Raw genomic sequence first — 25,944 nt, 5'->3', positions numbered from 1 at the left:
TGAGCTCCTCCCCGAAAATCGGACAGTGACGGAAGCTACTATCTGACGTCTGCTGGTCTCTAAGAACGAGGAGATCAGAACATGTCGAAACGCAGGAACCATGACGCGGGCTTCAAGGCTCGCGTGGCGCTGGAAGCCCTGAAGGGCGAGCGCACGGTGTCGGAGCTGGCCGCGGAATACGGCGTGCATCCGACCATGATCCATCAGTGGAGCGAGCCATTGTGCGCCATTGGTTCAAGAACAATGGCGAGCGCGCTGCTTGAAGGCGCATCTGACATTTTCGAGCGCGGCGGGAAGAAGAAGGCCGAGGTCGACGAGGAGACGGTGCGGTCGCTTCACGCCAAGATCGGGGAACTGGCCGTCGCCAACGATTTTTTGTCCAGAAAGCTCAAGCCTTGGACCGGCAAGTGAGGCGCGGGATGATCGAACGCTCTCACCCCACGCTGTCGGTCGGGGCGCAATGCCGCCTGCTGTCGATCTCGCGGTCGTCGTTCTACTACGCACCGCTGGGCGAGACCGCAGTGAACCTGGCGCTCATGCAACTGATCGACCGGCAGTTCCTCGAAACCCCGTTCTACGGCGTCCAACAAATGACCTGGCACCTGCAGAACGAGGGCCACGCTGTGAACGTGAAGCGTATCCGGCGGCTGATGCGGCTCATGCGTTTGATGCCGATTTATCAGAAGCCGAACACCAGCAAACCGGCCAAGGGGCACAAAACCTACCCCTACCTGTTGGGTGGCCTGCGGGTGGAACGGCCCAACCAGGTCTGGTGCGCCGACATCACGTACCTTCCGATGCGGCGGGGCTTCCTCTACCTGGTTGCCATCATGGACTGGTTCACCCGCAAGGTGCTGACTTGGCGCATCTCGAACACGCTCGAAGCCGACTTCTGCGTCGAGGCGCTGAACGAGGCGGTCCACCGCTTCGGCCCGCCCGAGATCATGAATACCGATCAGGGGTCGCAGTTCACGTCCTTCGCCTGGACCGACCGGCTGAAACGGATCGGCACCCGGATCTCGATGGACGGCAAGGGCCGGTGTCTCGACAACATCTTCATCGAACGCCTCTGGCGGTCCCTGAAGTATGAGTGCGTCTATCTGCACGCCTGGGAGACGGGCTCGCAGGCGAAGGCCGGGGTTGGCCAATGGATCACCTTCTACAACCACCAGCGGCCTCACGCCGCCCATGGCGGACAGCCGCCCGCCGTGGTCTACTTCAACCAGATCGAAACCGACCAGCAGGGGCAGAGAGTAGCTTAAACCACCCCGGAAACTGGCCAAAAGATGGGGAGGAGCTCAGTCGGCAGTCGGGAAATCGAGGATGGCTTTATCAAGATACGAGGGCAAAGCCCAAACGTAAAAGTTTTGCTCGCCAAGGGTACGTGGCTGAGAGTGTACGCCAAAACAGACAGACGCGTGCGTTTTGAAATCCTACTCGAAAGCACTGCCATTGAAAAAATTACTGGTGCCCGCGGCGCTAACCGTTTTCAATCGATTGCCCAAAAGCTTGGCGATTTACGTGCACATGCAGCTCTTAAATTGAACGAAGTACTACCCATTCTCAATCAAGGCCCGCCTACACCTTCCACGGCAACAGCTTTGCAGTTGATTTCAGAAATACAGCGGGCAAGCCCCGATCACCACCTTGCTGAGATGGTCGTGTCGGCTTTGGTCGCGTTTGGGAGAATTGCCCCACTTAACAACGATCCCCTACGAGAAACAGTGGATCGACTAAAGAAATCAGGATTGCTGGAACCAATCAAGCCCCGCAGTCGTGTCTGCATAGTTTCAAATCAATACCGTTTACCCTTGGAGCAACTACGCCAACTTCTCGCTTGCCAAACCCCATTGGCCCCAGAAAAACTACAGAAGTAACCAAAAGTAAATCACAGAACGATGGCACAATCGACTAGAAAAATCCCTTAAGAGTTTCGATAGCCTTACTCACAGCCGTGATTAGCCCAGAGGACTCTTTTATCGCGCCAAGAATCATCTTTCCACTGAATTCAATTTTTTCCTTTCTCGGCTCGCTGGAAGCGGCCTCATCCGCCAACTCGCCAAAGTCACGAGAAAGGGCATCCGGCTTTTCAACTTCACCTGCCTCGATTGCCTGATCCAACAACTCTTTCAAATCGGCAATCGACTGCACCAACTCAGTATTAGACGTATTCTCCTGAAATCCATTGAACGATTTGTCTATTTTTACTTGAGCGTCCCGGCCAGCCTGCGTCAGAACTACCCCGGTTGAATTGGATACGCTTTGCCTATTGTCCACGTTCAACTCCCTTACGTAAAAGTTGGTTACTGCTGATCGAGCCTGCCATGTCTCAGCAAAGCTTTTCACCTGCTTCTCATTGCTCGTCCAACTAAATTTTGCTCTACTAAGTGCGATCCGGAGTTGTGCATGCAATGAGGGATCCAAGTCATGAATCGACACGCTTGCCAACTCTACCATACCTGCACCGTCATGGCTATGATCTGGTGAGAACTTTCCCTCTCTGGTCAACCGTTTTTCTGCCGCGCGAACTCGCTTCAAAACCTCTCGGAGGTACTCCTCAAATCCTTGCGGCAGGAACCCGTCAATGACCTCCACGCCACCTCTCTCAACTTCCAGCAGAAGCTTCTTAATGCACTCATACTCCGAATGAAGTCGACGCAAATATAGACAAAGGTCTCGCAAATCCCTCTCATTGTGCTTCGGTTTTTTTCGAACAACCCAGACTGGCACATCTATATTGCTAAAAACTCGAACTCGGTCGTGAAGTACTTCGAGGTATCGCGTAATACTGCTATTTACTTTCGTGAACTCCGGACCTGTTTCCAGCGGCTCGTCGCAGTCAATTACGTGCAGTATCGCTGGCCGCATAAACTTGATGTGTCGGCGAATTGTATGAAGGTCGACGAATCGAGCAGACGGAACCGTACGCGCGGCGAGAGCTTTGGCATGAAGAAGCCCCGACCGGCCAAAGTCAACTTCATCAAATGTGTGCAACTCTTCGCCTTCATGTCGACGCAACTTGATACGAAGATTGCAAAGATAGTCGTTTATGGTATTGAAATCGACTTCAGCATCAAACTTTGAAAGATCGCAGGAGAAATGATACTCAACCCTAGCGGAACACATGCCGTCAAAAAAGAGTAGTCTTTTGTCCACTTTCCACTGCACGTACTTCCCGTTGCAGGCCATTGCGGGCATGTCGTGAAATTTTGGACCTTGTTTTGCATCGCAGACAAACGGTTCAACTACCCAACCATCCAGTCCTTTCAGAGAAACGCCGCACTCTCGTGTTTCCTTGATACCGCCCAGCGCTCTAACGAAGTCCCGATTTCGTTCCGGAAGCGCCCACGAGGGCCTATTTAAATACATCTGTTCGGCACCAACAAAACGGCGCAGGTCAGCAATCGGAAAAATCACGATAGTCTTCATGGCGGGTGGCTCCCAAACAACCATTCAAGAATAGAAGCCACCCTTCCAAAAATAAAGTGGGGACGAGCCGACCAATCGGCCCGCCCCCCGCCTACTTAGAAGCAGGCGTCCATACTATAGAGTATCATAAAGCATGATCCCTATAGCCAACATCGTCTATGAACGACGTTGTCGTACACTGGTTCCATTGATTTAAGCACGTTTTGTACTCCTTTCTATGGTTACAGTGACTTGCATCCTTTGCATCTGAAGTCGCGGTAGAAGATGCTAACTACAGACTTTTTTGAACGCAGCGACGGATATACCGAACACAACGGACGACGTAACTACATGCCGGGCTAGGGATGCGGCTACGCGCCAATGAGTTTGGACCCCATCGGCGCGAGTGTACGTTAGTCCCTCTGCGGTTTGTTGGCAACTTCTGGGTCACTACCGAAGTGGTGCGCAAGGTACTTTGCTAACGCACGGAAGAATGGCCGCATTATCGACAGCCAATCACGTCCTATGCACGTCCTAGAAAGTCAAAGGGCCTAGCCATCGCTGGCTAAGCCCTTGGAATGAGTGGTGAGCCGTGCAGGATTCGAACCTGCGACCCACTGATTAAAAGTCAGTTGCTCTACCAACTGAGCTAACGGCCCACTGTGGCGGCGTCTCTAAGTGGAAGCCGGGACCGGGTCAACCCACTCTTTGCATTTTTCCGGCAAGTTTTTTCCGCCCGCCCCAAGTCGCACCCATAGCGGGAAAAATTGCCGTCGTTGCCCGCCCGGCGAACCATCGCGCACTGCCTCTGGATTCAGGGCGCAGGCAGGCGTATATGCCCCGGATGGACCAGACACGCACAGCAGCATTGCCCTTCATGAAGATGCATGGGCTGGGGAACGACTTCGTCGTGATCGACGCACGCGGGCGCACGGTGGAGATTGTGCCGGCGCTGGCCATTGCCGTCGCGGATCGGCATCGTGGCGTGGGATTCGACCAGATGGCTGTCATCTCCGAAACCGAGAACGCCGACGCCCATCTGACCTTCTACAATGCTGACGGCAGCACCGCCGGAGCCTGCGGCAATGCCACGCGCTGCATTGCGCGGCACCTGATGGATCAGACGGGCAAGGGCCAGCTGACGCTGACCACCGAGCGTGGCACCCTTTATGCGAAGGACGCGGGCGACAGGCTGACCTCCGTGAACATGGGCCATCCGCAACTGGCCTGGGACGAGATCCCGCTGGCGGAGGAAATGGACACGCTGGAGTTGCCCATCGAAGGTGGCCCGACCGCCACCGGCATGGGCAACCCGCATTGCACCTTCTTCGTGCCTGACGCGGAGGCCGTTCCGCTCGAGCAGTTCGGCCCGCGCTATGAGAATCAGCCCCTGTATCCGCAGCGCACCAATGTCCAGGTGGCGAGCCTCCTCGGCCCCGATCATCTGCGGATGCGGGTCTGGGAACGCGGTGTCGGCCTGACGCTGGCCTCCGGCTCTTCCTCCTGCGCCACCGCAGTCGCCGCCGCGCGGCGCGGTCTGACCGGGCGCAAGGTCCGCATTGACCTCGATGGCGGCACGCTCTGGATCGACTGGGCCGAGGACGGCGTCTGGATGACCGGCGCCACCGCGCACGTGTTTGACGGGATGCTGACCGCCGACTGGCTGGCCGCGCTATGACTCCGCCCAAGTTCACCACTCTTGGCTGCCGTCTCAACGCCTATGAGACAGAAGCCATGAAAGCTCTGGCCGAACAGGCCGGGGTCAAGGATGCGGTGATCGTGAACACCTGCGCCGTCACCAACGAAGCCGTCTCCAAGGCCCGCAAGGAGATTCGCCGCCTGCGCCGCGAAAATCCGAATGCCAAGGTGATCGTCACCGGATGCGCCGCCCAGATCGACCCGGACAGCTTCGCCGCCATGGACGAGGTCGACGCGGTCATCGGCAACACCGAGAAGATGGCCCCGGAAACCTGGTCCAGACTCGGCCCCGATTTCATCGGCGAGACCGAAAGCGTGATGGTCAACGACATCATGTCCGTGACGGAGACGGCCGGGCATCTGATCGACGGCTTCGGTTCACGCTCCCGCGCCTATGTGCAGGTGCAGAACGGCTGCGATCACCGCTGCACCTTTTGCATCATTCCCTACGGTCGCGGCAATTCCCGCTCCGTTCCCGCTGGCGTTGTGGTGGATCAGATCAAACGCCTCGTCCAGCAGGGCTACAACGAGGTTGTCCTGACCGGCGTCGACCTGACCTCCTGGGGCGCGGACCTGCCCGGCACGCCGCGCCTTGGCGATCTCGTCATGCGCATCCTGCGCCTGACGGACGTGCCGCGCTTGCGCATCTCCTCCATCGATTCCATCGAGGCGGACGAGAACCTCATGCTGGCCATCGCCACCGAGCCGCGTCTGATGCCGCATCTGCACCTCTCGCTGCAGCATGGCGACGACCTGATCCTGAAGCGCATGAAGCGCCGCCACCTGCGCGACGATGCCATCCGCTTCACCGAGGAGGCCCGTCGCCTGCGTCCCGAAATCACCTTTGGTGCGGACATCATCGCGGGCTTCCCGACAGAGACGGACGCACATTTCGAGAACTCACTGAAGCTGGTTACGGACTGCGACCTGACCTGGCTGCACGTCTTCCCCTACTCCGCCCGCCCCGGCACCCCGGCGGCAAAGATCCCGTCCAAGGTGAACGGAACCGTGATCAAAGACCGCGCCGCCCGCCTCCGCGCCGCCGGCGAAGCGCAGGTCGCCCGACACCTCGCGGCGCAGGCCGGCACCACCCATCAGATCCTGATGGAAGCCTCCGACATGGGCCGCACGGAGCAGTTCGCGGAAGTGTCCTTTGCAAAGCCGCAGCCCGTGGGCGAGATCGTCACGGCAACGATCACCGGCTACTCCGGCACACAGCTCACCGCTGCCTGACGCCCGCCCGTATCGGTACAATACGCCTGTTGGCTGAGACGGCACGGCACCGTAGCGTGCCGCGCAAACAACCCGAGACCGATCCGATGCATCCCAATTCCGCCTTCCGTCAGACCGAGACCAGCGACGCGCTGAGCATCGCAGGGGCGCGCGCCTTCGGCACCCTCGCGGTCAATGCTGATCCCGTGCCCCACACGGCTCATATCCCGTTTCTGCTGTCCGAAGACGGGCGGATCGCAGACCTGCACCTCGTCCGCTCCAACCCGATCTGCAAGCTAACCGGCCCCGCGGTGCTGACCGTCACCGGCCCCGACGCCTACATCTCGCCAGACTGGTATGGCATCGAAGATCAGGTCCCGACCTGGAACTACATCGCCGTCCGCCTGACCGGCAGGCTCGAAGCCCTGCCGCCGGAAATCCTGCGTGACATGCTCGCGCGGCAATCGGCCTTCTTCGAGTCCCGCCTCGCGCCGAAACCGGCCTGGACCATGGAGAAGATGTCCGAGGACACCATGCAGCGTTTCCTGCGCATGATCCTGCCCTTCCGACTGCACATCGAAGACGTGCAAAGCACGATCAAGCTCGGCCAGAACAAACCGGACGACGTGCGCCGCGCCGCCGCCTCTGAGGTCGAATCCGGCTTCGGCTCCGACTTGTCCCGGCTTGCCCACATGATGCGCGACACCTGAGCGATACCCCGGCCCCTGCTTCTTCTTGGTAAAAATACCCACATCCGCCATCAGCCAAATTGCGCTCCGGCGAAATTTGGGCCATCACCCTACCATGCGCGACCAATCCAAAGCCCTCTCCGTCCACCTCTTCACCGCCACCGGCGCGGTCTTCGCCATGCTGGCCCTGCTGGCCGCGGCGCAGGAGAAGTGGTCGATCATGTTCCTCTGGCTCGTCGTGGCCTTCCTCGTCGACGGCATCGACGGTCCGCTGGCCCGCAAGTATGACGTCAAGACCAACGCCCCCCGCTTCGACGGGGTGCTGCTCGACCTGATCATCGACTATCTGACCTACGTTTTCATCCCGGCTTTCGCCCTCTTCCAGTCCGGCCTTCTGCCCGGCTGGACCGGCTGGTTCGCGATCATCGTCATCACCTTCGCCAGCGCGATGTATTTCGCCGATGGCAACATGAAGACGAAGGACAACAGCTTTCACGGCTTCCCCGGCTGCTGGAACATGCTCATCCTCGTGCTTTTCGCCCTAAAGCCCGGGATTCCGGTGATCCTCTTTCTCGTGGCGGTGCTGGCCGTCGCCATGTTCCTGCCCCTCAAGTTCATCCATCCGGTACGCACCGAACGCTGGCGGTTCATTTCGCTGCCCATGGCGTTGGCCTGGACCTTCTTTGCCGGATGGGCGGCCTGGGTCGACTTTCACCCGCAAAGCTGGGCGCATTGGGGATTGATCGTGACCTCGGTCTACCTGATCTGCGTCGGTATCGTGATGCAATTGGTGCCCTCCCGGGGCGCGTAGATCGTCACACCGACCGGAACAGCCAGGCACCGTCCTTGCGCCGCTCCCGCGTGGCGCGGCCCGCGTGCCACAGGTGCAGGCAATGCGCCATCGCCTCGACCATGGCGAGACCGTACTCCGCTTCGCCGATCCGCCGCTTGAACAGCGTATCGAAGCAATCCACCGCCGTTTTCGGCTCCTTGATATCCTCGGCGAGCCGGTCCAGTGCCGAATGGTGGTTCTCGATCAATTGCCGCATGCGTGCCGGAAGGCCGGTGAATGGCAGCTTGTGCCCGCCGAGCACCAGATGCCCACCCCGCGCCAGCCCGCTCAGCCGCTCACAGGCCTCCAGCCATTCGCCCACCGGGTCCGCTTCCGGCTCCGTCGGGTAGACCCCGAGATTGGACGAGATCGACGGCAGAATCTGATCCCCGGCAATCACCAGATCGCAGTCGCGGGACCACAGCGTCGCATGCTCCGGCGCATGGCCATTGCCGATATGCACGTCCCAGGTCCGCCCCGCGGCCTTCAGCACATCGCCCTGCTGGATACGCGTATAGCCAACCGGCATCGGCGCAACGCAGTCCGCGAAGTTGAAGGGCCGCTCCGTGAGCCGTTTCTCCAGCACCTCCGGTACCATGCCGCAGCCCTTGTAGTAGGCCACCGTCTCCGCTCTCGGAGTCTCCTCGACGTCGAGCTGCAGCATTCGCGCCAGAAGCCAGGCGGTGCGTGTCGTCACCAGTTCCGCGCCCTTCTCCGACTGGAACCAGCCCGCGAGTCCCACATGGTCCGGGTGGTGGTGTGTGACGATCACCCGGGTCACCGGCTTGCCCTTCAAGGGTCCGGCGAGCGCTTGCTCCCAGACCGCCTTCGACTTCCTCGATGACATCCCGGTATCCACGACGGTCCAGCCGATCCCGTCATCGAGCGCATAGACGTTCACATGGTCGAGCTTCATCGGCAACGGCAGCCGCAGCCAGAGCACGCCTTCCGCAACCTCCACCGCTCCGCCGATCTCCGGCGCGGTCTCCCAAGGGTAACGGATGACCTCGCCCGCGCCGTCCATCAGACGGCCAGATCGTCGGGTGTGATCGCCATCAGGCCTGCGTCCCCGGCCTTTGCATGCACGAACAACCCCGCGTGCTCCGGCAAGAGCCGCGTGATGTAGAATTTAGCCAGCCGCTCCCGGGCGGTGTCCGGCTGCGCCATCGCGGCCTTGAGGTGATAGTGCCCGCCCAGCACCCGGGCAAAGCCGCGCAGGAAGGGCACCGCCCCGGCGAAGCGTTCCTGCATCGGCAGGGCCACCAGCGCCTCGACCGTCTCGCGCAGCGTCTCGCAGGCCTGCCAGACCGGCTCCGCCAGCTTCGGCATGGTCTCGCGGGCCTTCTCCGCCGCCGCTTCCATCTCGTCGAGCAGCCGGAAGGCCGCCTCGCCGCCGTCCATCAGCTTGCGCCCGACGAGGTCCATCGCCTGAATGCCGTTCGTGCCTTCATAGATCGACGTCACCCGCACGTCGCGCAGGTATTGCGCCGCGCCGGTCTCCTCGATGAAGCCCATGCCGCCATGCACCTGAACCCCGACCGAAGCCATGTCGATGCCGGTATCGGTGCCGAAGGCTTTGGCGATCGGCGTCAGCAGCGCGGCCCGCGCGGTCCATTCCGCATCCCCCGTCGCCCGGCCCATGTCGAGCGACACCGCGCAATCCAGCGCAATCGCCCTTGCGGTGAAGACTTCCGCCTTCATCGTCGCCAGCATCCGCCGCACGTCCGCATGGCCGATGATCGTGCCTTCCGGCGTCCTGCCCTGCTTGCGTTCGTTGGCATAGGCCAGCGCGTGCTGATAGGCACCTTCCGCCACGCCGATGCCCTGCCCGCCGACGCCGAGCCGCGCGTTGTTCATCATGGTGAACATCGCCCGCATCCCGTCATGCGGCTCGCCCACGAGCCAGCCCTTCGCGCCGTCATACTGCATGACGCAGGTCGGGGAGCCGTGCAGGCCGAGCTTGTGCTCGAGGCTGACGACCTTGAGCGTGTTCGCGACGCCCGGATTGCCGTTTTCGTCCGGGATCAGCTTCGGCACGAGGAAAAGCGAGATCCCCTTCGTCCCCGGCACGCCATCGGGCAGCCGCGCCAGCACGAGGTGACAGACGTTGCCGGTGAAATCGTTGTCGCCCCATGTGATATAGATCTTCTGCCCGGAGATGGCATAGGTTCCGTCGCCGTTCGGCTCTGCCTTGGTGGACAGGGCCCCCACATCCGATCCCGCCTGCGGCTCCGTCAGGTTCATCGTACCGGCCCATTCACCGGAAATCAGCTTCGGCAGATAAAGCGCCCGCAGCTCCTCGGACGCATGGTGCTCCAACGCTTCGATCTGGCCCTGGCTCATCAGCGGGTTGAGTTGCAAGGACAGGCAGGCCGCCGCCATCATTTCGTTCACCGCGGTGGTCACCGCCATCGGCAGACCCATGCCGCCGTGCTCCGGGTCCGCCGAAATCCCGATCCAGCCACCCTCGGCAATCGCCTTGTAGCCCTCGGAGAAGCCTTTGGACGTCCGCACGACACCATTCTCCAGCCGGGCCGGGTCCAGATCGCCGTTGCGGTTCAACGGCGCCAGCACCTGCTCGCACATCTTCCCGGCCTCGCCGAGAATCGCCTCGACCATCTCCGGCGTCGCCTCCGCGAATTTCTCCGTCGCGCTGACGCGGTCGAAGCCCACGACATCGTTGAGGATCAAACGGTAATCGTCCAAAGGCGCGCGGTATGGCATGGTGTCTCCTCATCACTTGGCAAGCGCCGGATGCTCTAGTAGCAAGGCCCTCGCGCGGCAAGCCTACCCGCACGCCTCTTGCCTTCAACTGAAACGCCGCGTCACGGATCGCGGCCCGGGATCGCATGGACCAGATTTCCACCCTCACGCTCCAGCCCGACGATGGTGGCATGAGCGAGGCCGCCCGCCTGCTTGGCAAGGGCAAGCTCGTCGCCTTCCCGACCGAAACCGTCTACGGCCTCGGCGCCGATGCGCGGCAGGATCACGCGGTTGCCCGGATCTACGAGGCGAAGGGGCGGCCGAGCTTCAATCCCCTGATCGTGCATTTCGCCACTCTGGACGCAGTCAAGGCCGTGGTGGACTGGAGCGTAGACGCGCAGAAGGTGGCGGACGCCTTCTGGCCAGGCCCGCTGACGCTGGTGCTTCCGCTGAAGCCCGGGTCCGGCATTTCGAAGCTCGTCACCGCAGGGCTGGACACGCTGGCCGTCAGGATGCCCGCGTCCAAGGTCGCCCGCGACCTGTTGCGAACCTTCGACGGCCCCGTCGCCGCGCCCTCCGCCAACCGCTCGGGCCAGATCAGCCCGACCCGCGCCGCGCATGTCGTGAATGGCCTTTCGGGCAGGATCGAAGCCGTGATGGACGGCGGCGCCTGCCCTGTCGGCCTCGAATCGACCATCCTCGGCCTTGCCGGCACCCCGACCCTGCTTCGCCCGGGCGGTGTGACGCTGGAGGACATCGCCGGCGTGCTGGGCAAGCCGGTCTCCGAAAGGAAGGACGGCGAGGCCATTTCCGCCCCCGGACAGATCCGCTCCCATTATGCGCCGCGCGCGCAGGTGCGGCTGAACGCAGTGGACTGGCAGGCGAGCGAGGCAAGGCTCGGCTTTGGCGATGTGTCCTGCGACCTCAATCTTTCGGAAACCGGGAACCTGACCGAGGCCGCCGCCAACCTCTTCGAATACCTGCATCGGCTCGATGCCACAGGCGCGCAAACCATCGCCGTCTCGCCGATCCCGCATCTTGGCCTCGGCGTCGCCATCAACGACCGCCTCAGCCGCGCCGCGGCGGAGCGGTGACTAACGGACCCCGAAGGCCTCCAGCAAAGGCGCGATGCCGACCCGCGTGGCCTTGAAACTCGGGATGTCGGTCGCCGCGAGGTTGCCGTCCTTGAACAGGTACAGCTCGCAATGGCTGGCAAAGACTTCCACCTCCACCTCCCGCGTTGACCAGGCGAAGAGCACGTTCGGCCAGTAGCCGCGGGCGGCACTGGCCGGCTTGGGCATCTTGCCGTCGATGGCTCCGAGCAGACGGGTGGCGGTCTTGATCGCGGCGGGCTCCGGCGCCCAGTCCGGAGTCCACTTGATCTCGATACCCGCCCAGACCGCAGGTAGCACGTCCGATGTCTCGTTCACGCCGTGCCCCCTTCGGAGGACAAGGCCAGTGCCGCGACTCCAAGCGTTTCCAGCGCCGCCTCCCACTTTTCGACGTCAGGCAGGTCGAACAGCAGCCGCGCCGAACTTTCGCAGACGAGCCAGCCGTTCGCCGCAAGCTCGCCCTCGAGTTGCCCGGCGCCCCAGCCGGCATATCCCAACGCCATCAGCCATTGCGCCGGACCCTGACCGCGCCCGAGTTCCTCGAGCACGTCCAGCGTCGCGGTCATGCAGATGTCATCCTGAACCCGCAGAGTCGTCATGGCGGAGCTGTAGTCGGGGGAATGCAACACGAACCCGCGCCCCATCTCCACCGGTCCGCCGAAATGCACCGCACGGCCACTCAGTTGCGGCACCATGTCGATGTCCAGCTGGGTCAACAGGGTCTGGATGTCCACATCGTGGCTCGGCTTGTTGACGATCAGTCCCATGGCACCCTCGTCGGAATGGTCGCACATGAACACGACGCTGTGCTCGAACCGGGGATCCCCCATGCCGGGCATGGCGATCAGCATCTTGCCGGTCAAATCCGTTGTGCCATTGGCTGTCTGAGGCGACATACACACGTTTTCCTGCTTGCACGGTCCTACCATGACCCTGCCCCGACGTTGGCGCAAGGGCAAGCGGCGTGTGGGCGTGGCCACAGGTTCGCGGGTCTCGCTCAAACGTGACTTCATATTTCAGGCTTTCCAAGCCATTTGGAGGGAATGAAAGCCGTTCTTCCCTCAGCCCTGCTTGCCCTCCTGTGCCTGCCTGCCATGGCCCTGGCGGACAATTATGACGACGTTATCCGCGCCGAGCTTCGGCCTGGCTGGCGGCTGCCGAACGGCGATCACATGGCGGCGCTGCACCTGAGCCTCGCGCCCGGGTGGAAGACCTACTGGCGCAGCCCGGGCGAGGCCGGCGTGCCGCCGATGTTCGACTGGCGCGGCGCGGGCCCCAAGGGCGTCACGGTGGAATGGCCGGCGCCGCATGTGTTCTACCAGTCCGGTATGCGCTCCGTCGGCTACAAGGGCGAGGTGATCCTGCCACTGAGGGTCTCGGTCAAGGGCAAGGGTCGCGATGCACGGCTGAGCGGCACGATCGACCTCGGCATCTGCAAGGACATCTGCCTGCCTCACCGGGTGCATGTCGAGGCGGTGCTGCCCGCTTCGGATGGCAAACCCGATCCGCAGATCGTGGCGGCGCTGGCGGACGTGCCGTTCTCGGCGTCCGAAGCAGGAGTACGCTCGGTCAGCTGCGACGTCGGGCTGGACGCGGGCGGGGTGACCTTGCGGACCGAAATTGCCATGCCGCGCAAAGGCGGCGAGGCGGAAACCGTGATCGAAACCGCCGACCCGGACCTCTGGGTCTCCGATCCCGCGAGCCGCTGGGACGGCAACCGGCTGATTTCCGAGACCCATGTGACCCATGCCTCTGGCCAACCGTTTGCGCTCGACCGCTCCGAACTGCGCATCACCGTGCTGACCGGACAGGTTGCCGTCGACATCGAGGGCTGTTCCCGCTGAGCGGGTGAAGTTCTTGCCGGGAAAAAATTTTGCCTGGGCTCTGCCGCCTTCGGCGACTCCCCGTGGTACTTCTCGACCAAAGAAGATCGGGCGTTTCAGGCTGGTCTTGCGCGCCGCATCCGGCTGACGGCGATCCACAGAACGGTTGCCACGTAGAGAAGCAGGATGCCTGCCGCCGCGCCGGCAAGGAAGAGCCCCAGCGAGGCCAGCAACGGCGGCACCGGCAGCCCGAAATCCAGCACCGGAAGCAGGCTGCCGTCCCAGACCACCGGCCCCATGGTCGCGGCCAGCCAGGCGATGAGCGCCAGCGCACCGACACTGACCACCGCCCGGATGCCACGCGCACGGAAGCGCAGGCCACGGCGCAGGGCTGTGGTCATGCGCCCCATGTCGTCCTGCACCGCGATCAGCGCCGGGACCACCATCAGCACCAGCACCATGCCGAAGCTGAGGCCATAGACCAGCGTGATCACCGTCGGTTTCAGGAACTGCGCGTCGGCGGAGCGTTCGTAGAGCAGCGGCGCGAGGCCGAGCACCGTCGTGGCGGTGGTCAGGAACACCGGACGCAGGCGGTCCGCCGCGCCGTCGATGATCGAGGGGATGATGCCGCGCTCGGCGGCGTATTCGTCGATCTGGGTGACCAGAACGATGGAATCGTTGATGATGATGCCCGTCATGCCAAGGATGCCGACCACGGTGAACATGCTCATCGGCACCTCCCAGGCCGCGTGGCCGTAGATCGCGCCGACCAGCCCGAAGGGGATCACCGACATGACCACCAGCGGCCTTGTCCAGCTGGCGAAGACCCAGGCGAGGGTCAGGTATATTCCCAGCAGCACCATGGTCAGGCCAAAAAGCGCGTCGGAGAGGAATTCGCCTTCCTGCTCCGACAAGCCCGCGATGCGATAGTCGACCTGCCGCGCGGCGGCGATGCCCGGCAGGATTTCCTCCTCCAATGCCTTGACGATCTCGGTCGCGCGGGCCGGATCGTCCTCGGAGATGTCCCCGGTGACGGAAATCAACCGGATGCCGTTCTCGCGAAGCACCGTCGAAAACCCGGTGCGCCGCTCGACGCTGACGAGATCGGCCAGCGGCACGTATTCTCCCGCGTCCGTGCGCATATGGGTGCGTTCGAGGAAATCGGCGGTCAGCTCGCCTTCCGGCAATTCCACCCGGATCGCAGCGCTGCGCGGGCCGACCGGATAGGTCGCCGCCTCGATCCCGCCGAGACGGTTGCGCAGCACGCGGCCCAGACCGTCGATATCGAAGCCGAGCGCCCGACCCTGCGGGGTCAGCTCCAGGATCAGCTCCTCCTTGTCGTAGGCAAGATTGTCCTCCACCGCCGACACTTCCGGAAAGCGGGTCACGGCCCGTTTCAGGTCCTCGGAGGCACGTTTGAGCACCTCCGCGCTGGCGCCGTAGAACTGAACATCCAGCGCATCGCCGCCGGGGCCCGAGCGCCAGCCGCGGAAGGAAATCGTCTCGACCAGGGGATGCCGGGTAATGCGGTCCTGCAATTCACCGACGAAGGCGAAGCTGGAATAAGGCCGCAGGTCCGCCTCGATCAGCTCGATGGAGATCCCGCCGAGCTGGTCCGCGTCCTTGCTCTCCGCCCCGGCGAGACCGCGTCCTGCATTTCCGCCGACTTCGGCCATCACGTAGGACAGCGGATTGAGACCGTAGCGCTCCTCGTACTCCTTGCCGAGGGCCTCCGTGCTCTCCTGGATCATCCTCATCTGGGCCAGCGTGTCCTCGCGCGCCGCGCCCGGCGCCATGGCGAAGTTGCCCGTCACCGAAGGTTGCTCAGGCGAATTGAAGAAACGCCACTGGACTTCGCCCCGGATGAACAGCGCAGCCTGCAGGGAAAGGATCACCACGGCCCCGGCAAGCACCACGTAGCGGGCCGCGATTACCCCGGCGATGAAACGGCGGAAGATCGTCTCGCGGACCCAGCGGAAGCCCCGGTTCACCAGGCGCGAGGGCAGGTCGTACCAGTGCTCCTTGGCGCTGTGCCGGAGCGCGTGGGCCATGTGGTTGGGCAGGATGAGGAAACATTCCAGAAGACTGGCCAGCAAGACCGCGATCACGGTGAAGGGAATGTCGGCGATCATGTCGCCGAAGCGTCCCCCGATGGCGACGAGGCCGAAGAAGGCGATGATGGTGGTCAGCGTGGCGGAGAAGACCGGCAGCGCCATGCGCCGGGCTGCGGTCTCCGAGGCCTGGTAGGGGTCGTAGCCGCGCCGGGACAGGTGATCCGCGTGTTCGCCGACCACGATGGCGTCATCGACCACGATGCCGAGCGTGATGATCAGGGCAAAGAGCGAGATCATGTTGATCGTCAGCCCGCCCATGTACATCAGCGCGATCGCGGTCAACATGGATACGGGGATGCCCGCCGCGACCCAGAGCGCCGTGCGGGCATTGAGGAACAGGAACAGCAGCGCAACGACGAAGGCGAGTCCTTGCGTCGCATTGTCCAAGAGGATGTTCAGGCGCCCGGTGATGGCTTCGGCGCGGGTGCGGATCAGGTCGACGCTGACCCCGGCGGGCAGGCCCGCCTCGAACTGCTGCGCGACCTCCTCGACCGTGCGCTGGATGCCGATGGCGTCTCCCCGGTCGCTGCGGTCGACGCGGACCGCGATGGCGGAATTCGGTCCCACGAAGAAACTGCGGTTGCGGTCTACGCCCTCGACACGGATCGTCGCGACATCCCCGACCGTCAGCTTTGAATTGTCGTCGCTGGAGCGCAGCACGATGGACGCGATGTCCTCCGCCGAGCGTTTCTCCACCCCGGTCCGGACGCGAGCCCCGGCCCCGCCCACATCACCGGCAGGATCGGCGCTGACCTCGGCGCCGATGGCGGTGGCGATCTCGGCCATGGTCACGTCATAGGCGATCAGGTTCTGCGTCGGCACCTCGACGATGGTCTGCGGCGCGGCGATGCCCTGGATCGTGGTGCGCGTGACGCCTTCGGCGAACAGCCGCACCACAAGCTCGTCGGCAAACCGCGCCAGCTGATCCTTGCCGACGGGGCCGGTGATGACCAGATCGGTCACCCGGTCACGCCAGTAGCGCCGCTCGACCCTTGGCTCCTCGGCTTCCTCCGGCAAGTTGCTGACGCTGTCGACCGCGCTCTGTACGTCGTTGGCGGCGCGGGCCATGTCCCAGCCGGGCTCGAACTCGAGCTGGATGCTGGCGCTGCCCTCGCGCGATGTGGCTTCGGAGCTTTCCACGCCTTCGACGGCGAGCAGGGTCGGCTCCAGAACCTGCACGATGGCGGAATCCACGTCCTCCGCCCCGGCGCCGTCCCAACGCACTGTGACATTGACCTCGTCGATGATCACATCCGGAAAGAACTGCGCCCGCATGTTGGGGACCGCGAACAGCCCTGCCGCCAGCAGGATGACAAGGATAAGGTTCGCCAGCGTCGGGTGGCGCGTGAAATAGGAGAAGAAGCCCCCGGCCTTCTGCGGCAGCGCACGGGCCATCTCAGCCTCCCATCCGCGCTTCGATCCGCGCCACCATGTCAGCCGGCACCTTTTCCTGGTCCAGCTGGGCAAGGATGCGGGTCTTGGCCTCCGCAGGCATCCGGGTATTGGCCTCGACAAAGGCGCGGATCTTCTCGCGGCGCTCCGCGCTCAGCTCCAGCATTTCCGGCTCGGCGGGGGCCTCTGGGGCGGCACCGCCGCGCAGGGGATTGACCCGGATTCCGGCACCCAGCAGAGGCGTGCGTTCGGCGACGATGTCCCGGCCCTCCAGCGCGTTGGCCCGGATCAGCACGTCGTCTCCCTGACGGCGCAACAGGCTGACCTGCTCCACGGACAGGCGGTTCTCGTCGCCGATCACAAGGACCTCGTTACCGGCGCTGACGGCGGTGGCCGGCACCCGCGCCACGCGCTCCAGCGGTGCCTCCAGAACGGAGACAGTGACGAAATCCCCCGGCTTGAAGCCGCGCGGCGCATCGAGCGTGGCAAACAGGCGTCGCCCGGTCTGGCCATCGCCCACCGCCGCGCTCTCCCGGCTGATCCGGCCCTGCGCCTGGATGTTGGTGCCGAAGACATCGAGCGTCACGGTCACGTCCGCGTGGCGCAGCTGGCCCGCGTCGTCGAGCAGACGGGCATATTCCTGCGTCGAGACGCGGAAGACCACTTCCAGCGCGTCGGGATCGACGATCATGGCGAGCTTTTCGTTGCCGGAGACCAGACGCCCGGCCACAACCGTCACCTCCGACAGGGTGCCGGCAAATTCGGCGCGGATTTCCGTGTCGCGCAGCCCGCGCTGTGCCTCCGCAAGGGCAATCTCGGCGCGTTTGACCTGCGTTGCGGCGGAGTCGATCCGCGCCTCCGCCGTGGCCACCGCCTGCCGCTGGGACAGAACTGCCTGTTTGGCGGAGGACAGCGCCAGTTCCGCCGTCTCCACCGCCGCCGCCGTGCCGACGTTGCGGTCCACCAGGTCCATCTGCCGTTTCAGCGCCTTCTCGCGCAGGGCCACCTGGTCTTGCGCCGCGGTCAGCTCGTCCTTCGCCAGCACGATGGCACGCTCGGCTTCGCGGTGCTCGGCCTGCGCATCGAGCAGGTCGCTTTCCGCCCGCTCCAGCGCCGCCTGCGCCTCGGCCGGATCGACCCGGGCCAGAAGCTGCCCGGTCTCGACGCGGCCCCCTTCGACAAACGCCGGATCAAGGTCGATCAGCGCACCGCCGACCGCCGTCCGCAATTCAAGTGTCCGCTGCGATTGCACCTCGCCAAAGGCGCTCAGGACCGGCACCACTGTCTCGAAGGTGATCGGCACGACGTTGACGGCGAACACCCGCTCGCGGGCCTGCGGCACCCTCGGCTCCTCGGCAAGGCGCGCCTGCACGGCATCGCGCACGGTCGCCCCGGCATAGACCAGAAGCGCCAGCGTCACGGCCATCAGGAACAGCCCGGTCAGGCTCTTGCGTAGAAAGCGCATCAAGGGGTCTCCATTGCGGCGGACGCAGACATATCAACTCTCGACCAAAAACAGCCTGCCGCGCTTACCAAACTTTACGCTGTTATACGGCAAGCCGGATCACTTCCGTCGCAAATGTTCGTCCAGTCGCGGGAAAATCTCGACAAAGTTACAAGGACGGTGCCGGAAATCGAGCTGCCAGCGCAGAATTTCATCCCAGGCGTCCTTGCAGGCGCCGGTGCTGCCCGGCAGCGCGAAGAGGTACGTCCCCCCGGCAACACCTCCGGTTGCACGGCTCTGGACGGCGCTGGTGCCGATTTTCTGAAAGCTGACCATGGTGAAGACGGTGCCGAAAGCGTCGATTTCCTTTTCATAGACATCGCGGTGCGCCTCCACCGTCACGTCACGCCCCGTCAGGCCGGTGCCGCCGGTGGAAATCACCACGTCGACCTCCGGATTGGCGATCCATGCGCGCAGTTGCTCTGCAATCTCCGCCCGCTCGTCGCGGATGATCCGGCGATCCGCGAGCGTGTGCCCGGCCTCTGTCAGCCGCTGCACCAGCGTATCGCCGCTGCGATCCTCGGACAGGCCCCGCGTGTCGCTCACCGTCAGAATGGCAATACGGACGGGGATGAAATCCTTGCTCTCGTCTATCCGGCTCATGCCTGCTCCCTCAAATGGCCAATCGCACCGCCAGCCCACCGAACAGCGTCGCCGTCAGCCAGCGCATCACCCGCTCCGTGCCGCTGCCTTGCCCGAGGTGCCGCTTCAGCTTCCCGGCGAACTGGCCGACCATGCCGTTGACGAAGAAGCCGCCGATGCCGATGACCGTTCCGAAAATCAGGAACTGCGGCAGGACAGGCCTGGACGGGTCGACGAATTGCGGGACGAAGGCGAGGATGAACAGGATGAACTTCGGGTTGGTCAGGTTGACGATGAACCCCTCGCGCATCGCCCGTTTCGGGCTGATCGCCGGAGCGTCCCGCCCGCCGAAGGGCGTCCGCAGCGTCTTGACCGCGATGTAAAGCAGGTAGCAGACCCCCGCCCAGCGGATGGCATCGAAGGCCCCCGGCACCGCGGCCAGCAGCGCGCTGAGCCCGAGCCCGGCAAGCAGCGCGTGCAGCATGCCGCTCGCCGTGATTCCCGCCGAGGCCGCCCAGCCGGAGCGCGGCCCGCCGCGCAGTCCCTGCGCCATGCAGAACAGCATGTCTGGCCCCGGCGTGACATTCAGCGCCAGCGCGGCGGGGACGAACCCCAGAAGGACGATGGGATCGACGATCATGATGTCAGGGACTCCAGACGGGCCTTCACGGCCAGAAGATCCGCCCAGGCCTCGCGCTTGGCGGCAGGGGTGCGCAGAAGGTAGGCCGGGTGCACCATCGGCATCGCGGGCCGGTCTTCGGCCTTGGTCCAGGTGCCCCGCAGCCGGGTGATCCCGCGTTTGCCCAGCAGCGCCTGGCAGCTGATGTTGCCCATGACGATGAGCATCTCCGGTTTCGCCAGCGCGATGTGCTTGCGCAGGAACGGCAGCATCGTGGCGATTTCCTCGGGCCGCGGATCGCGGTTCTGCGGTGGCCGCCAGGGCACGACATTGGTGATGTAGACGCTCTCCGCACGGCTGAGCCCGATGGCGGCAAGCATCTTGTCGAGCAGTTGCCCGGCCTTGCCGACAAACGGCTTGCCTTGCCGGTCCTCATCGCGCCCCGGTGCTTCGCCGACGATCATCACCTTCGCCCCCGGCACGCCGTCACAGAACACGAGGCTCCGTGCCCCGCGCTTCAACTCGCAATGCTCGAAAGCCCCCATCGCCGCCTGCAAGGCATCGAGCGAGGCCGCGCCCCGCGCTGCCTTCTCTGCCTCCGCCACGGCGTCGATTTGCGGCTCAGGCGGTGGAGCGGGTGCAGCGCGCGCCACGGCAACCTGCGCCTTTTTCGCCTCCGCCTGCTCCTTCGCGGCCTGTTCCACGGCAAAACGGTCCACGGGCCGGTCCGAGATTGCCTCGTCCACGCCCAGTTCCATCTGCCACGCCAGAAGCGCGTGGGCCGTATGCCAGTCCAAAGCCGATTCCATGGCCGCAGACTACTTGCGCCTGCGGGCAATGGAAATGCGTCCTGTCAGCCGCGCACCGCCGCCATGAAGCGGTCCCGGATCGTCACCGGGTCCATGGTGATCACCGGCATCTTCTCGTTGCCGCTGTCGCATTTGCAGACGATGACCGTGGTGGCTTTGGTCCCGAGCGCGTCCTTCAACGCCGCCTTCGCATCCCTACCGTCGATCTCGACCACCCGCTCACAGCCCGCCGCCCGCGCCATTCCAGCCAGGGACGTGCGTTTGCCGGTATAGGTCGGCTGATCGCCGGTGGAGCCGTAACTGCCGTTGTCGATGATCAGCAGGATCAGGTGCCCGCCTTGGTTGTTGCCGATGGTCGGCAGGGTGCCGAGGTTGGTGAGCACCGAGCCGTCGCCGTCGATGGCGATCACCGGCTTCGGTTGCACGAGGGCCAGCCCAAGCCCGATGGACGATGCCAGCCCCATGGTCCCCAGCATGTAGAAATTCGTCGGCTGGTCGTCGATGGCGTGCAGTTCCTGGCTTGGAATGCCGATGTTGCAGACCACCAGATGGTCGCGGATCAGGGGCGCGATGTCGCGCAGGATCTCGGCGCGGATCATTGCAGATCTCCCTTCCAGAAGGTCGCATCCATCAGGATCGCCACGGGCTTTGACGCCATGAACGTGTGCTTGAGGATACCGTCCAGTTCCGCGACGTCCGACCGGCGGTGGAAGTGATACGTCGGGATATGCAATTGCGCGAGCAAGGCCTTGGTGTGCACCGCCATCTCCACCTGGCAGGCCACCGGCTCGCCCACCTCGCCGCGATAGGAAATCAGCATCGGCAGGGGCATCCGGTAGAACTGGATCAAGGTTGCAAGCGCGTTTATCGTCACGCCGATCGCCGTGTTCTGCATGATGATCGCGCTGCGCATCCCGCCAAGGTATGCCCCGGCGCAAAGCCCCATGCCCTCGTCCTCCTTGTTGGACGGCACATGCCGGATGGCGTCCCGCGTCTCGATCTCGGCAATCACGCCTGCCAGTTGCTTGCACGGCACCGTCGTGATGAACCGGATATCGTTGGCGATCAGATCGTCCACGATCCTCTTGTCGATGTCCAAGCCTTGCCCTCCCCTTGGTCCCGGCCATCAGGGGCAGAGCGGCGGAGGCTTGCAAGGGCTTTCGGCGGCTTTCGGAAAAACCGAAGCCCGGTTTTCGGGAGGTGGAAAGGGTCAGAGCGCGGCGTCGTAGGCCGCGACCATGTCCCGCGCCCGGCTTGCCACATCCTCGACGGTGCGGCCCGGCTTGTACAGGTTCGAGCCGATGCCGAAGCCGGTGATCCCGACACTCAGCCAGTCGGCGAAGTTCTCCGGCCCGACACCGCCCACCGCGTAGGTCCTCGCCTCCGTCGGCAGAACCGCCTTCAGCGCCGCAACGCCGTCGGTCCCGAGCTTGAAGGCCGGGAAGAACTTCAAGCCATCCGCGCCATTGCGAAGCGCCGTGAAGGCTTCCGTCGCGGTGAAGACGCCGGGGAAGGACTTCAGCCCCGCCTGTTTCGTCGCCACGATCACGCGCGGGTTGCAGTCCGGCGAGACCACCAGATGCGCGCCCATCTGCGCCAGCCGCAGCACGTCCGCCGGGTCAAGCACCGTGCCCGCGCCGATCTCAGCTTGCCCGCCGGCCACATCAAGCATGGCCTTGATGCTGTCGAACGGCGAGGGCGAGTTCAGCGGCACTTCGATCTTCGTGATGCCCCCGTCGATCAGGGCGGCGGCCATGGGGGCGGCCTCAAGCGGGGTGATCCCGCGCAGGATGGCGATGAGTTCTCGGGTCATTGAGTGGCTTTCAATTGGGCAAAGGCGGCCTTGAGCCCCTGCAGGGTCGTGTCTTCGGCGGGCACACGGCGGCACCATGCGGATTGGGTCTTCATGGCGGTCTCATAGGCCTTCGCAAGCCCGTCCTCTCCGAGGATGACCACCTCCTGCCCCAGCCAGTAAGGCCGGGCCGCCGCCATTTCGAGACCGATCAGCAAGCCGGACAGCCGTGCGCGGGCAACATCGGTCGACTGCCCGTGCAACAGCTGCGCGGCGCGGATCGAGAACAGCTCCGCCCCGAGCCCGGCGGGACGCGAAAGCGTGTCCGTGACCGCGTCGGCAAAGGCCGCCTCGTCCCAGCCGGTGCCGATGGAATGGCGCAGGACGGACTGCTGCCCAAGCAGCGAAAACAGCTCGCCGGTCATGAAGGTCCGGAAGGACACCACCTCCGAGGCGGAAATATGCGCCCATTTGCAATGGGTTCCGGGCAGGCACAGCACACCGTCGAAAGACGGTTCCCCGGCCAGGAAACCGCCGATCTGCGTCTCCTCGCCGCGCATCACGTCGGCGGGCTGCGCCTGCGAGAGACCCGGCAGGATGTACACGGCGAGCCGCGGGTCCGACGTTGGCGCCCGCGTCGCCCGGTCGATGCCCGGCACTGTGCATGGCACGGCGGCATAGGGCGCCTCGATCCAGCCCTGCCGCGCCCCGGCCATCCCGCAAATCACCACCGGCGTCGGTTGCCCCGGGAGGTCCTCGCCGAGCAAGTCCAGCAGGACAGCCTCGTACTGATGCGGCGCGAGGCGGCCCATGCCCTTGTCCGACATGCGACGATCCAGCACGGTGCCCGCCGCATCCATCAGCCAAAGCCGCAGGTGAGTCGTGCCCCAGTCGGCGGCGATCCAGGCAAGGGTGGAGATTGGCATGGCACGGTCTTCCCGTCGTCTAAAGCGCTGCTGCGCCGCTTCGGCGCCTGCCAGTCATGGCACCCTGGGCATTTGCGGTCAATGCGCCCGCCGGAGCGGACCCGACCGGACGCGTATCTTAGCAGGTCCTTCAGACTTTGACGGTAGACCCCGAACAAGACATGGAATGAGCTGCGACATGCTGGACAAAGGCGCCCTCGAGGCGTTCAGGAGATTTTTCGCGGAAACGGATGCATCCGCCTGGATTGCCTGCACCGACGGCGAGTCCATGGCCTTCAACGCCGCGTTTGCGTGGCGCCACGGTCTGGATCAGCCGCCCCTGGCCGTGCACGACGCCGGCACCCTGGTAACCGGGGCCGAGCAGGCAACGCTTGCCCGCATCGGGCGGGACCTCACGACGGGCGAAGCGGACGGGACTTCGGCGGTCCTCACCTTCGGCACATGCCTGTCCAATTACACCATCCGCCTTGTCCAGCATGGCGATGATTGCCCGGTCCTGCTGGGCCAGGAACAGAAGCGCAGCGCCGCGCCGGTGCCGCGCGATGCCCCGACGAACGCCGGGGACAACCGCCGGGCCCATGCTCGGCTTCGGCAACTGGTGGACAATGCGCCCGGAGCGCTGTTCGAGTTCCGGCAGGGCCGCGACGGCGCGTGCAGCCTGCCGTATTTCAGCGCGAAGCTGCCCCTGATCCTCGGCGTCGACGCCAGCGCCCTGCGCCGGGACGGCTCGGCGGTCCTCGATACCCTCCTGCCCGAAGACGCCAAAGACTTCGCTGCAACCCTCGCGGAATCGATGCGCGACCTGCTCGACGTCAACCGCCAGCTCCGGATCCTGCATCCACAGCATGGCGAACGCTGGCTGATGTGCTCGGCCATCCCGGCACCGGAAGCGGACGGCTCCGTGACCTGGTTCGGCAACCTGATCGACGTCACCGAACGGGTGAAGACGCGCCTGGCCGCGCAGGAGGCCACCGCCGCTCTGGCCGCGGCACATCGGCGCCTGACGACGATCGCGGACAATGCCCCGGCCGGCATCTTCGAGCTGTACCGCGATCCGCAGGGAAACGGGTCGCTGCGATATTGCAGCGCGCGCATGATGGCGCTGCTTGGCTTCGAGGACAGTGCACCGCAGGGTTTCTTCCTGCGGCTTCGCGCACACATGCGCCCCCGCGACTTTGCCGAGTTGCATGCTTCCATGGAACGCTCGCGCGTCGATGAAACCCAGTGGAGCCATCGGTTCTGCTACAAGCACCCGAATCGCGGCATCCTCTGGCTATCCGGATCCGCCACGCCGCACCGGGAGGCAGACGGTTCCGCCGTCTGGGTCGGAACGATCCATGACGTTACCCCCGACGCCGAGCGCGAGGAGGATCTGCGCCGCGCCAATCGCCTGGCGGAGGCAATGCGTGCGCGCAGCGAATGGCAGGCGTTCCACGATCCGCTGACCGGACTCGCGAACCGACGATTCTTCGACAGGATGCTCGGACAGCGCGTGGACGAGGCACGCCGGGCGGACACGCCGCGACCCTGCACCCTGATCCGGATCGACGGTGATCGGTTCAAGCATGTCAATGACACGCTGGGGCACGAAACCGGCGATGCCGTCCTGCGCCGGATCGGGCAGGTCCTGTTGCGGGAAATCGGCCCGGACGACCTCGCCGCCCGGATCGGCGGCGACGAGTTCACCGTCTTGCTGGCCCCGGGCGCGACGGAGGCCACCGCCAGCGCGGTCTGCGCCCGGGTGCGCATCGCACTGGCGGAGCCGTTCACACACAACGGCCGCCGCTGCCAGATTGAGGCCAGCCACGGAATCGCGCACCTGGATGACCTCGCCGCGGAGGGCGGCGACATCCTCTGTTACGCCGACGCCGCGCTCTTCCGGGCGAAGGCCCTCGGACGCAACCGTACGGAGCTCTTCACACCTGCGCTTCGCGAGGCGATCGTGCAGGACCGTCAGATCGCCTCCGAGCTTCAGAACGCCCTTGCCCGCGACGAATTCATCCCGGTCTTCCAACCGCAGATCTGTGCGCGGACCGGCAAGGTCCACGGCGTCGAGACGCTGCTGCGCTGGCAGCACCCGGATCGCGGCCTTCTGACACCGGACCGCTTTCTCAAGGTGGCCGAGCAATTGCGCATCGTGCCGGATCTGGACGCCGCGATGATCGGGAAATCCCGCGCCGTCCTGCGGGACTGGCGCGACGCCGGGGTACAAGTGCCGAAAATCAGCTTCAACGTCAGCTCCGGACGCATGCGCGACCCCTCCATCCTGCACGCCGCGGACGGCATCCTCGGCGACGGGACACGGGTTGCGTTCGAATTGCTGGAAACCATTCTGATGGAAGAGGAGGACGACGTCTTCCGCTTCAACCTCGACTCCCTGCGGGAATCCGGCGTGGAGATCGAAATCGACGATTTCGGCTCCGGTCATGCATCCATCATCGCTCTCTTGGCCATTTCGCCCGACGCGCTGAAAATCGACCGGCGACTGGTGATGCCGCTGGATGACAGGACCCGCAATCGCAGGCTGATCCGGGCCATCGTCGAAATCGCGGAAAGTTTCGGCATCCGCACCGTCGCGGAGGGCGTGGAAAACGCCGCGCAGGCGGCGCTGCTGAATGACCTGGGATGCGATGTCCTTCAGGGCTACTATTTCGCCCGCCCGCTGACCGCGGACGGGATTGTCGACTACCTGCGCAGGCAGATGCCGGACCGCAGCGCCAGCGCGTGAT

Annotated in this window: 23 protein-coding genes and 1 tRNA gene; 9 read left to right on the top strand and 15 right to left on the bottom strand. The window is 64.2% G+C overall.

The genetic code is table 11. The annotated features are described in order from the left end of the window. Positions 1-81 precede the first annotated feature (81 nt). A protein-coding gene (locus ACP159_RS03210) for an IS3 family transposase (protein WP_425098180.1) occupies positions 82-1,262 on the top strand; the annotation gives its coding sequence in 2 pieces (ribosomal slippage) (positions 82-379 and positions 379-1,262; 1,182 coding nt in all). A 132-nt stretch (positions 1,263-1,394) separates the two neighbouring features. Continuing rightward, on the top strand, positions 1,395-1,877 hold the full coding sequence (locus ACP159_RS03205; protein ID WP_425098179.1) for a hypothetical protein: 483 nt from the start codon (positions 1,395-1,397) through the stop codon (positions 1,875-1,877). Between the two features lie 34 nt (positions 1,878-1,911). Here the strand turns inward: ACP159_RS03205 and ACP159_RS03200 are convergent, their stop codons facing one another. Next, complete coding sequence (locus tag ACP159_RS03200; protein WP_425098178.1) at positions 1,912-3,429, bottom strand: hypothetical protein; 1,518 nt, start codon at positions 3,427-3,429, stop codon at positions 1,912-1,914. A 562-nt stretch (positions 3,430-3,991) separates the two neighbouring features. Beyond that, positions 3,992-4,067, bottom strand: a tRNA-Lys gene (locus tag ACP159_RS03195). Between the two features lie 176 nt (positions 4,068-4,243). Here ACP159_RS03195 and dapF point away from each other — a divergent pair. From dapF to ACP159_RS03175, 4 genes are all read left to right on the top strand, one after another. Then, positions 4,244-5,086, top strand: coding sequence for a diaminopimelate epimerase (dapF, locus tag ACP159_RS03190; RefSeq protein WP_425098177.1), 843 nt, complete (start codon positions 4,244-4,246; stop codon positions 5,084-5,086). Beyond that, positions 5,083-6,339, top strand: a complete 1,257-nt coding sequence (mtaB, locus tag ACP159_RS03185; RefSeq protein WP_425098176.1) for a tRNA (N(6)-L-threonylcarbamoyladenosine(37)-C(2))-methylthiotransferase MtaB — start codon at positions 5,083-5,085, stop codon at positions 6,337-6,339. The genes dapF and mtaB overlap by 4 nt, the downstream gene beginning before the upstream one ends. Before the next feature lie 56 nt (positions 6,340-6,395). Beyond that, positions 6,396-7,028 carry an FMN-binding negative transcriptional regulator gene (locus tag ACP159_RS03180; RefSeq protein WP_425098175.1) on the top strand — a complete coding sequence of 211 codons (633 nt, stop codon included), beginning with the start codon at positions 6,396-6,398 and terminating at the stop codon, positions 7,026-7,028. Between the two features lie 94 nt (positions 7,029-7,122). Continuing rightward, positions 7,123-7,818: a CDP-alcohol phosphatidyltransferase family protein gene (locus tag ACP159_RS03175; protein WP_425098174.1), complete on the top strand. Its 696-nt coding sequence runs from the start codon at positions 7,123-7,125 to the stop codon at positions 7,816-7,818. Between the two features lie 4 nt (positions 7,819-7,822). Here the strand turns inward: ACP159_RS03175 and ACP159_RS03170 are convergent, their stop codons facing one another. Together ACP159_RS03170 and ACP159_RS03165 are read right to left on the bottom strand one after the other, a co-directional pair. Beyond that, complete coding sequence (locus ACP159_RS03170; protein WP_425098173.1) at positions 7,823-8,863, bottom strand: MBL fold metallo-hydrolase; 1,041 nt, start codon at positions 8,861-8,863, stop codon at positions 7,823-7,825. Further along, on the bottom strand, positions 8,863-10,563 hold the full coding sequence (locus tag ACP159_RS03165) for an acyl-CoA dehydrogenase (protein WP_425098172.1): 1,701 nt from the start codon (positions 10,561-10,563) through the stop codon (positions 8,863-8,865). The genes ACP159_RS03170 and ACP159_RS03165 overlap by 1 nt, the downstream gene beginning before the upstream one ends. 125 nt (positions 10,564-10,688) lie before the next feature. Here ACP159_RS03165 and ACP159_RS03160 point away from each other — a divergent pair, with 125 nt between their 5' ends. Beyond that, a complete protein-coding gene (locus ACP159_RS03160) occupies positions 10,689-11,636 on the top strand; it encodes an L-threonylcarbamoyladenylate synthase (RefSeq protein ID WP_425098171.1) in 948 nt (315 codons plus the stop codon). Here ACP159_RS03160 and ACP159_RS03155 read toward each other — a convergent pair whose 3' ends face one another. Together ACP159_RS03155 and ACP159_RS03150 are read right to left on the bottom strand one after the other, a co-directional pair. Next, positions 11,637-11,972, bottom strand: a complete 336-nt coding sequence (locus tag ACP159_RS03155) for a hypothetical protein (RefSeq protein WP_425098170.1) — start codon at positions 11,970-11,972, stop codon at positions 11,637-11,639. It lies immediately after the preceding gene. Further along, positions 11,969-12,550, bottom strand: coding sequence for a YqgE/AlgH family protein (locus ACP159_RS03150; RefSeq protein ID WP_425098169.1), 582 nt, complete (start codon positions 12,548-12,550; stop codon positions 11,969-11,971). The genes ACP159_RS03155 and ACP159_RS03150 overlap by 4 nt, the downstream gene beginning before the upstream one ends. Before the next feature lie 147 nt (positions 12,551-12,697). On the opposite strand from ACP159_RS03150, the gene ACP159_RS03145 reads away from it, so the two are divergent. After that, a complete protein-coding gene (locus ACP159_RS03145) occupies positions 12,698-13,498 on the top strand; it encodes a protein-disulfide reductase DsbD domain-containing protein (protein ID WP_425098168.1) in 801 nt (266 codons plus the stop codon). A 95-nt stretch (positions 13,499-13,593) separates the two neighbouring features. On the opposite strand, the gene ACP159_RS03140 is transcribed toward ACP159_RS03145, so the two are convergent. The 9 genes from ACP159_RS03140 to ACP159_RS03100 form a co-directional block, all read right to left on the bottom strand. Further along, entirely contained in the window at positions 13,594-16,986 is a 3,393-nt protein-coding gene (locus ACP159_RS03140) for an efflux RND transporter permease subunit (RefSeq protein ID WP_425098166.1), read from the bottom strand. A gap of 1 nt (position 16,987) precedes the next feature. Next, on the bottom strand, positions 16,988-18,448 hold the full coding sequence (locus ACP159_RS03135) for an efflux RND transporter periplasmic adaptor subunit (RefSeq protein WP_425098165.1): 1,461 nt from the start codon (positions 18,446-18,448) through the stop codon (positions 16,988-16,990). 99 nt (positions 18,449-18,547) lie between these two features. Then, entirely contained in the window at positions 18,548-19,090 is a 543-nt protein-coding gene (gene moaB, locus ACP159_RS03130) for a molybdenum cofactor biosynthesis protein B (protein ID WP_425098164.1), read from the bottom strand. Between the two features lie 10 nt (positions 19,091-19,100). Further along, on the bottom strand, positions 19,101-19,709 hold the full coding sequence (locus ACP159_RS03125; protein ID WP_425098163.1) for a LysE family translocator: 609 nt from the start codon (positions 19,707-19,709) through the stop codon (positions 19,101-19,103). Then, a complete protein-coding gene (locus ACP159_RS03120) occupies positions 19,706-20,497 on the bottom strand; it encodes a uracil-DNA glycosylase (RefSeq protein WP_425098162.1) in 792 nt (263 codons plus the stop codon). Before ACP159_RS03120 ends, ACP159_RS03125 begins: the two co-directional genes overlap by 4 nt. A gap of 44 nt (positions 20,498-20,541) precedes the next feature. Further along, entirely contained in the window at positions 20,542-21,096 is a 555-nt protein-coding gene (comE, locus tag ACP159_RS03115; protein ID WP_425098161.1) for a sulfopyruvate decarboxylase subunit beta, read from the bottom strand. Next, on the bottom strand, positions 21,093-21,596 hold the full coding sequence (locus tag ACP159_RS03110) for a sulfopyruvate decarboxylase subunit alpha (RefSeq protein WP_425098160.1): 504 nt from the start codon (positions 21,594-21,596) through the stop codon (positions 21,093-21,095). The genes comE and ACP159_RS03110 overlap by 4 nt, the downstream gene beginning before the upstream one ends. 111 nt (positions 21,597-21,707) lie before the next feature. Then, complete coding sequence (locus tag ACP159_RS03105; RefSeq protein WP_425098159.1) at positions 21,708-22,310, bottom strand: 2-dehydro-3-deoxy-6-phosphogalactonate aldolase; 603 nt, start codon at positions 22,308-22,310, stop codon at positions 21,708-21,710. Next, a complete protein-coding gene (locus ACP159_RS03100; protein WP_425098158.1) occupies positions 22,307-23,215 on the bottom strand; it encodes a 2-dehydro-3-deoxygalactonokinase in 909 nt (302 codons plus the stop codon). The genes ACP159_RS03105 and ACP159_RS03100 overlap by 4 nt, the downstream gene beginning before the upstream one ends. 178 nt (positions 23,216-23,393) lie before the next feature. On the opposite strand from ACP159_RS03100, the gene ACP159_RS03095 reads away from it, so the two are divergent. Beyond that, positions 23,394-25,943: a putative bifunctional diguanylate cyclase/phosphodiesterase gene (locus ACP159_RS03095; RefSeq protein WP_425098157.1), complete on the top strand. Its 2,550-nt coding sequence runs from the start codon at positions 23,394-23,396 to the stop codon at positions 25,941-25,943. Position 25,944: the final 1 nt, after the last annotated feature.

The sequence above is a fragment of the Tropicibacter sp. S64 genome, assembly GCF_049803835.1.
Taxonomy (GTDB): Bacteria; Pseudomonadota; Alphaproteobacteria; order Rhodobacterales; family Rhodobacteraceae; genus Pacificoceanicola.
The sequence above is the reverse complement of the archived record's forward strand: the minus strand, read 5'-3'. Positions and strand labels throughout refer to the sequence as shown.

Bases quoted from the DNA above. Each gene is read 5' to 3' on its own strand.
- ACP159_RS03120 (WP_425098162.1), bottom strand. From the start codon at position 20,497: ATGGAATCGGCTTTGGACTGGCATACGGCCCACGCGCTTCTGGCGTGG.
- ACP159_RS03165 (WP_425098172.1), bottom strand. From the start codon at position 10,563: ATGCCATACCGCGCGCCTTTGGACGATTACCGTTTGATCCTCAACGAT.
- ACP159_RS03125 (WP_425098163.1), bottom strand. From the start codon at position 19,709: ATGATCGTCGATCCCATCGTCCTTCTGGGGTTCGTCCCCGCCGCGCTG.
- ACP159_RS03105 (WP_425098159.1), bottom strand. From the start codon at position 22,310: ATGACCCGAGAACTCATCGCCATCCTGCGCGGGATCACCCCGCTTGAG.
- moaB (WP_425098164.1), bottom strand. From the start codon at position 19,090: ATGAGCCGGATAGACGAGAGCAAGGATTTCATCCCCGTCCGTATTGCC.
- ACP159_RS03200 (WP_425098178.1), bottom strand. From the start codon at position 3,429: ATGAAGACTATCGTGATTTTTCCGATTGCTGACCTGCGCCGTTTTGTT.
- ACP159_RS03170 (WP_425098173.1), bottom strand. From the start codon at position 8,863: ATGGACGGCGCGGGCGAGGTCATCCGTTACCCTTGGGAGACCGCGCCG.
- ACP159_RS03140 (WP_425098166.1), bottom strand. From the start codon at position 16,986: ATGGCCCGTGCGCTGCCGCAGAAGGCCGGGGGCTTCTTCTCCTATTTC.
- ACP159_RS03095 (WP_425098157.1), top strand. From the start codon at position 23,394: ATGCTGGACAAAGGCGCCCTCGAGGCGTTCAGGAGATTTTTCGCGGAA.
- dapF (WP_425098177.1), top strand. From the start codon at position 4,244: ATGCCCCGGATGGACCAGACACGCACAGCAGCATTGCCCTTCATGAAG.
- comE (WP_425098161.1), bottom strand. From the start codon at position 21,096: ATGATCCGCGCCGAGATCCTGCGCGACATCGCGCCCCTGATCCGCGAC.
- ACP159_RS03145 (WP_425098168.1), top strand. From the start codon at position 12,698: ATGAAAGCCGTTCTTCCCTCAGCCCTGCTTGCCCTCCTGTGCCTGCCT.
- mtaB (WP_425098176.1), top strand. From the start codon at position 5,083: ATGACTCCGCCCAAGTTCACCACTCTTGGCTGCCGTCTCAACGCCTAT.
- ACP159_RS03100 (WP_425098158.1), bottom strand. From the start codon at position 23,215: ATGCCAATCTCCACCCTTGCCTGGATCGCCGCCGACTGGGGCACGACT.
- ACP159_RS03160 (WP_425098171.1), top strand. From the start codon at position 10,689: ATGGACCAGATTTCCACCCTCACGCTCCAGCCCGACGATGGTGGCATG.
- ACP159_RS03175 (WP_425098174.1), top strand. From the start codon at position 7,123: ATGCGCGACCAATCCAAAGCCCTCTCCGTCCACCTCTTCACCGCCACC.
- ACP159_RS03150 (WP_425098169.1), bottom strand. From the start codon at position 12,550: ATGTCGCCTCAGACAGCCAATGGCACAACGGATTTGACCGGCAAGATG.
- ACP159_RS03135 (WP_425098165.1), bottom strand. From the start codon at position 18,448: ATGCGCTTTCTACGCAAGAGCCTGACCGGGCTGTTCCTGATGGCCGTG.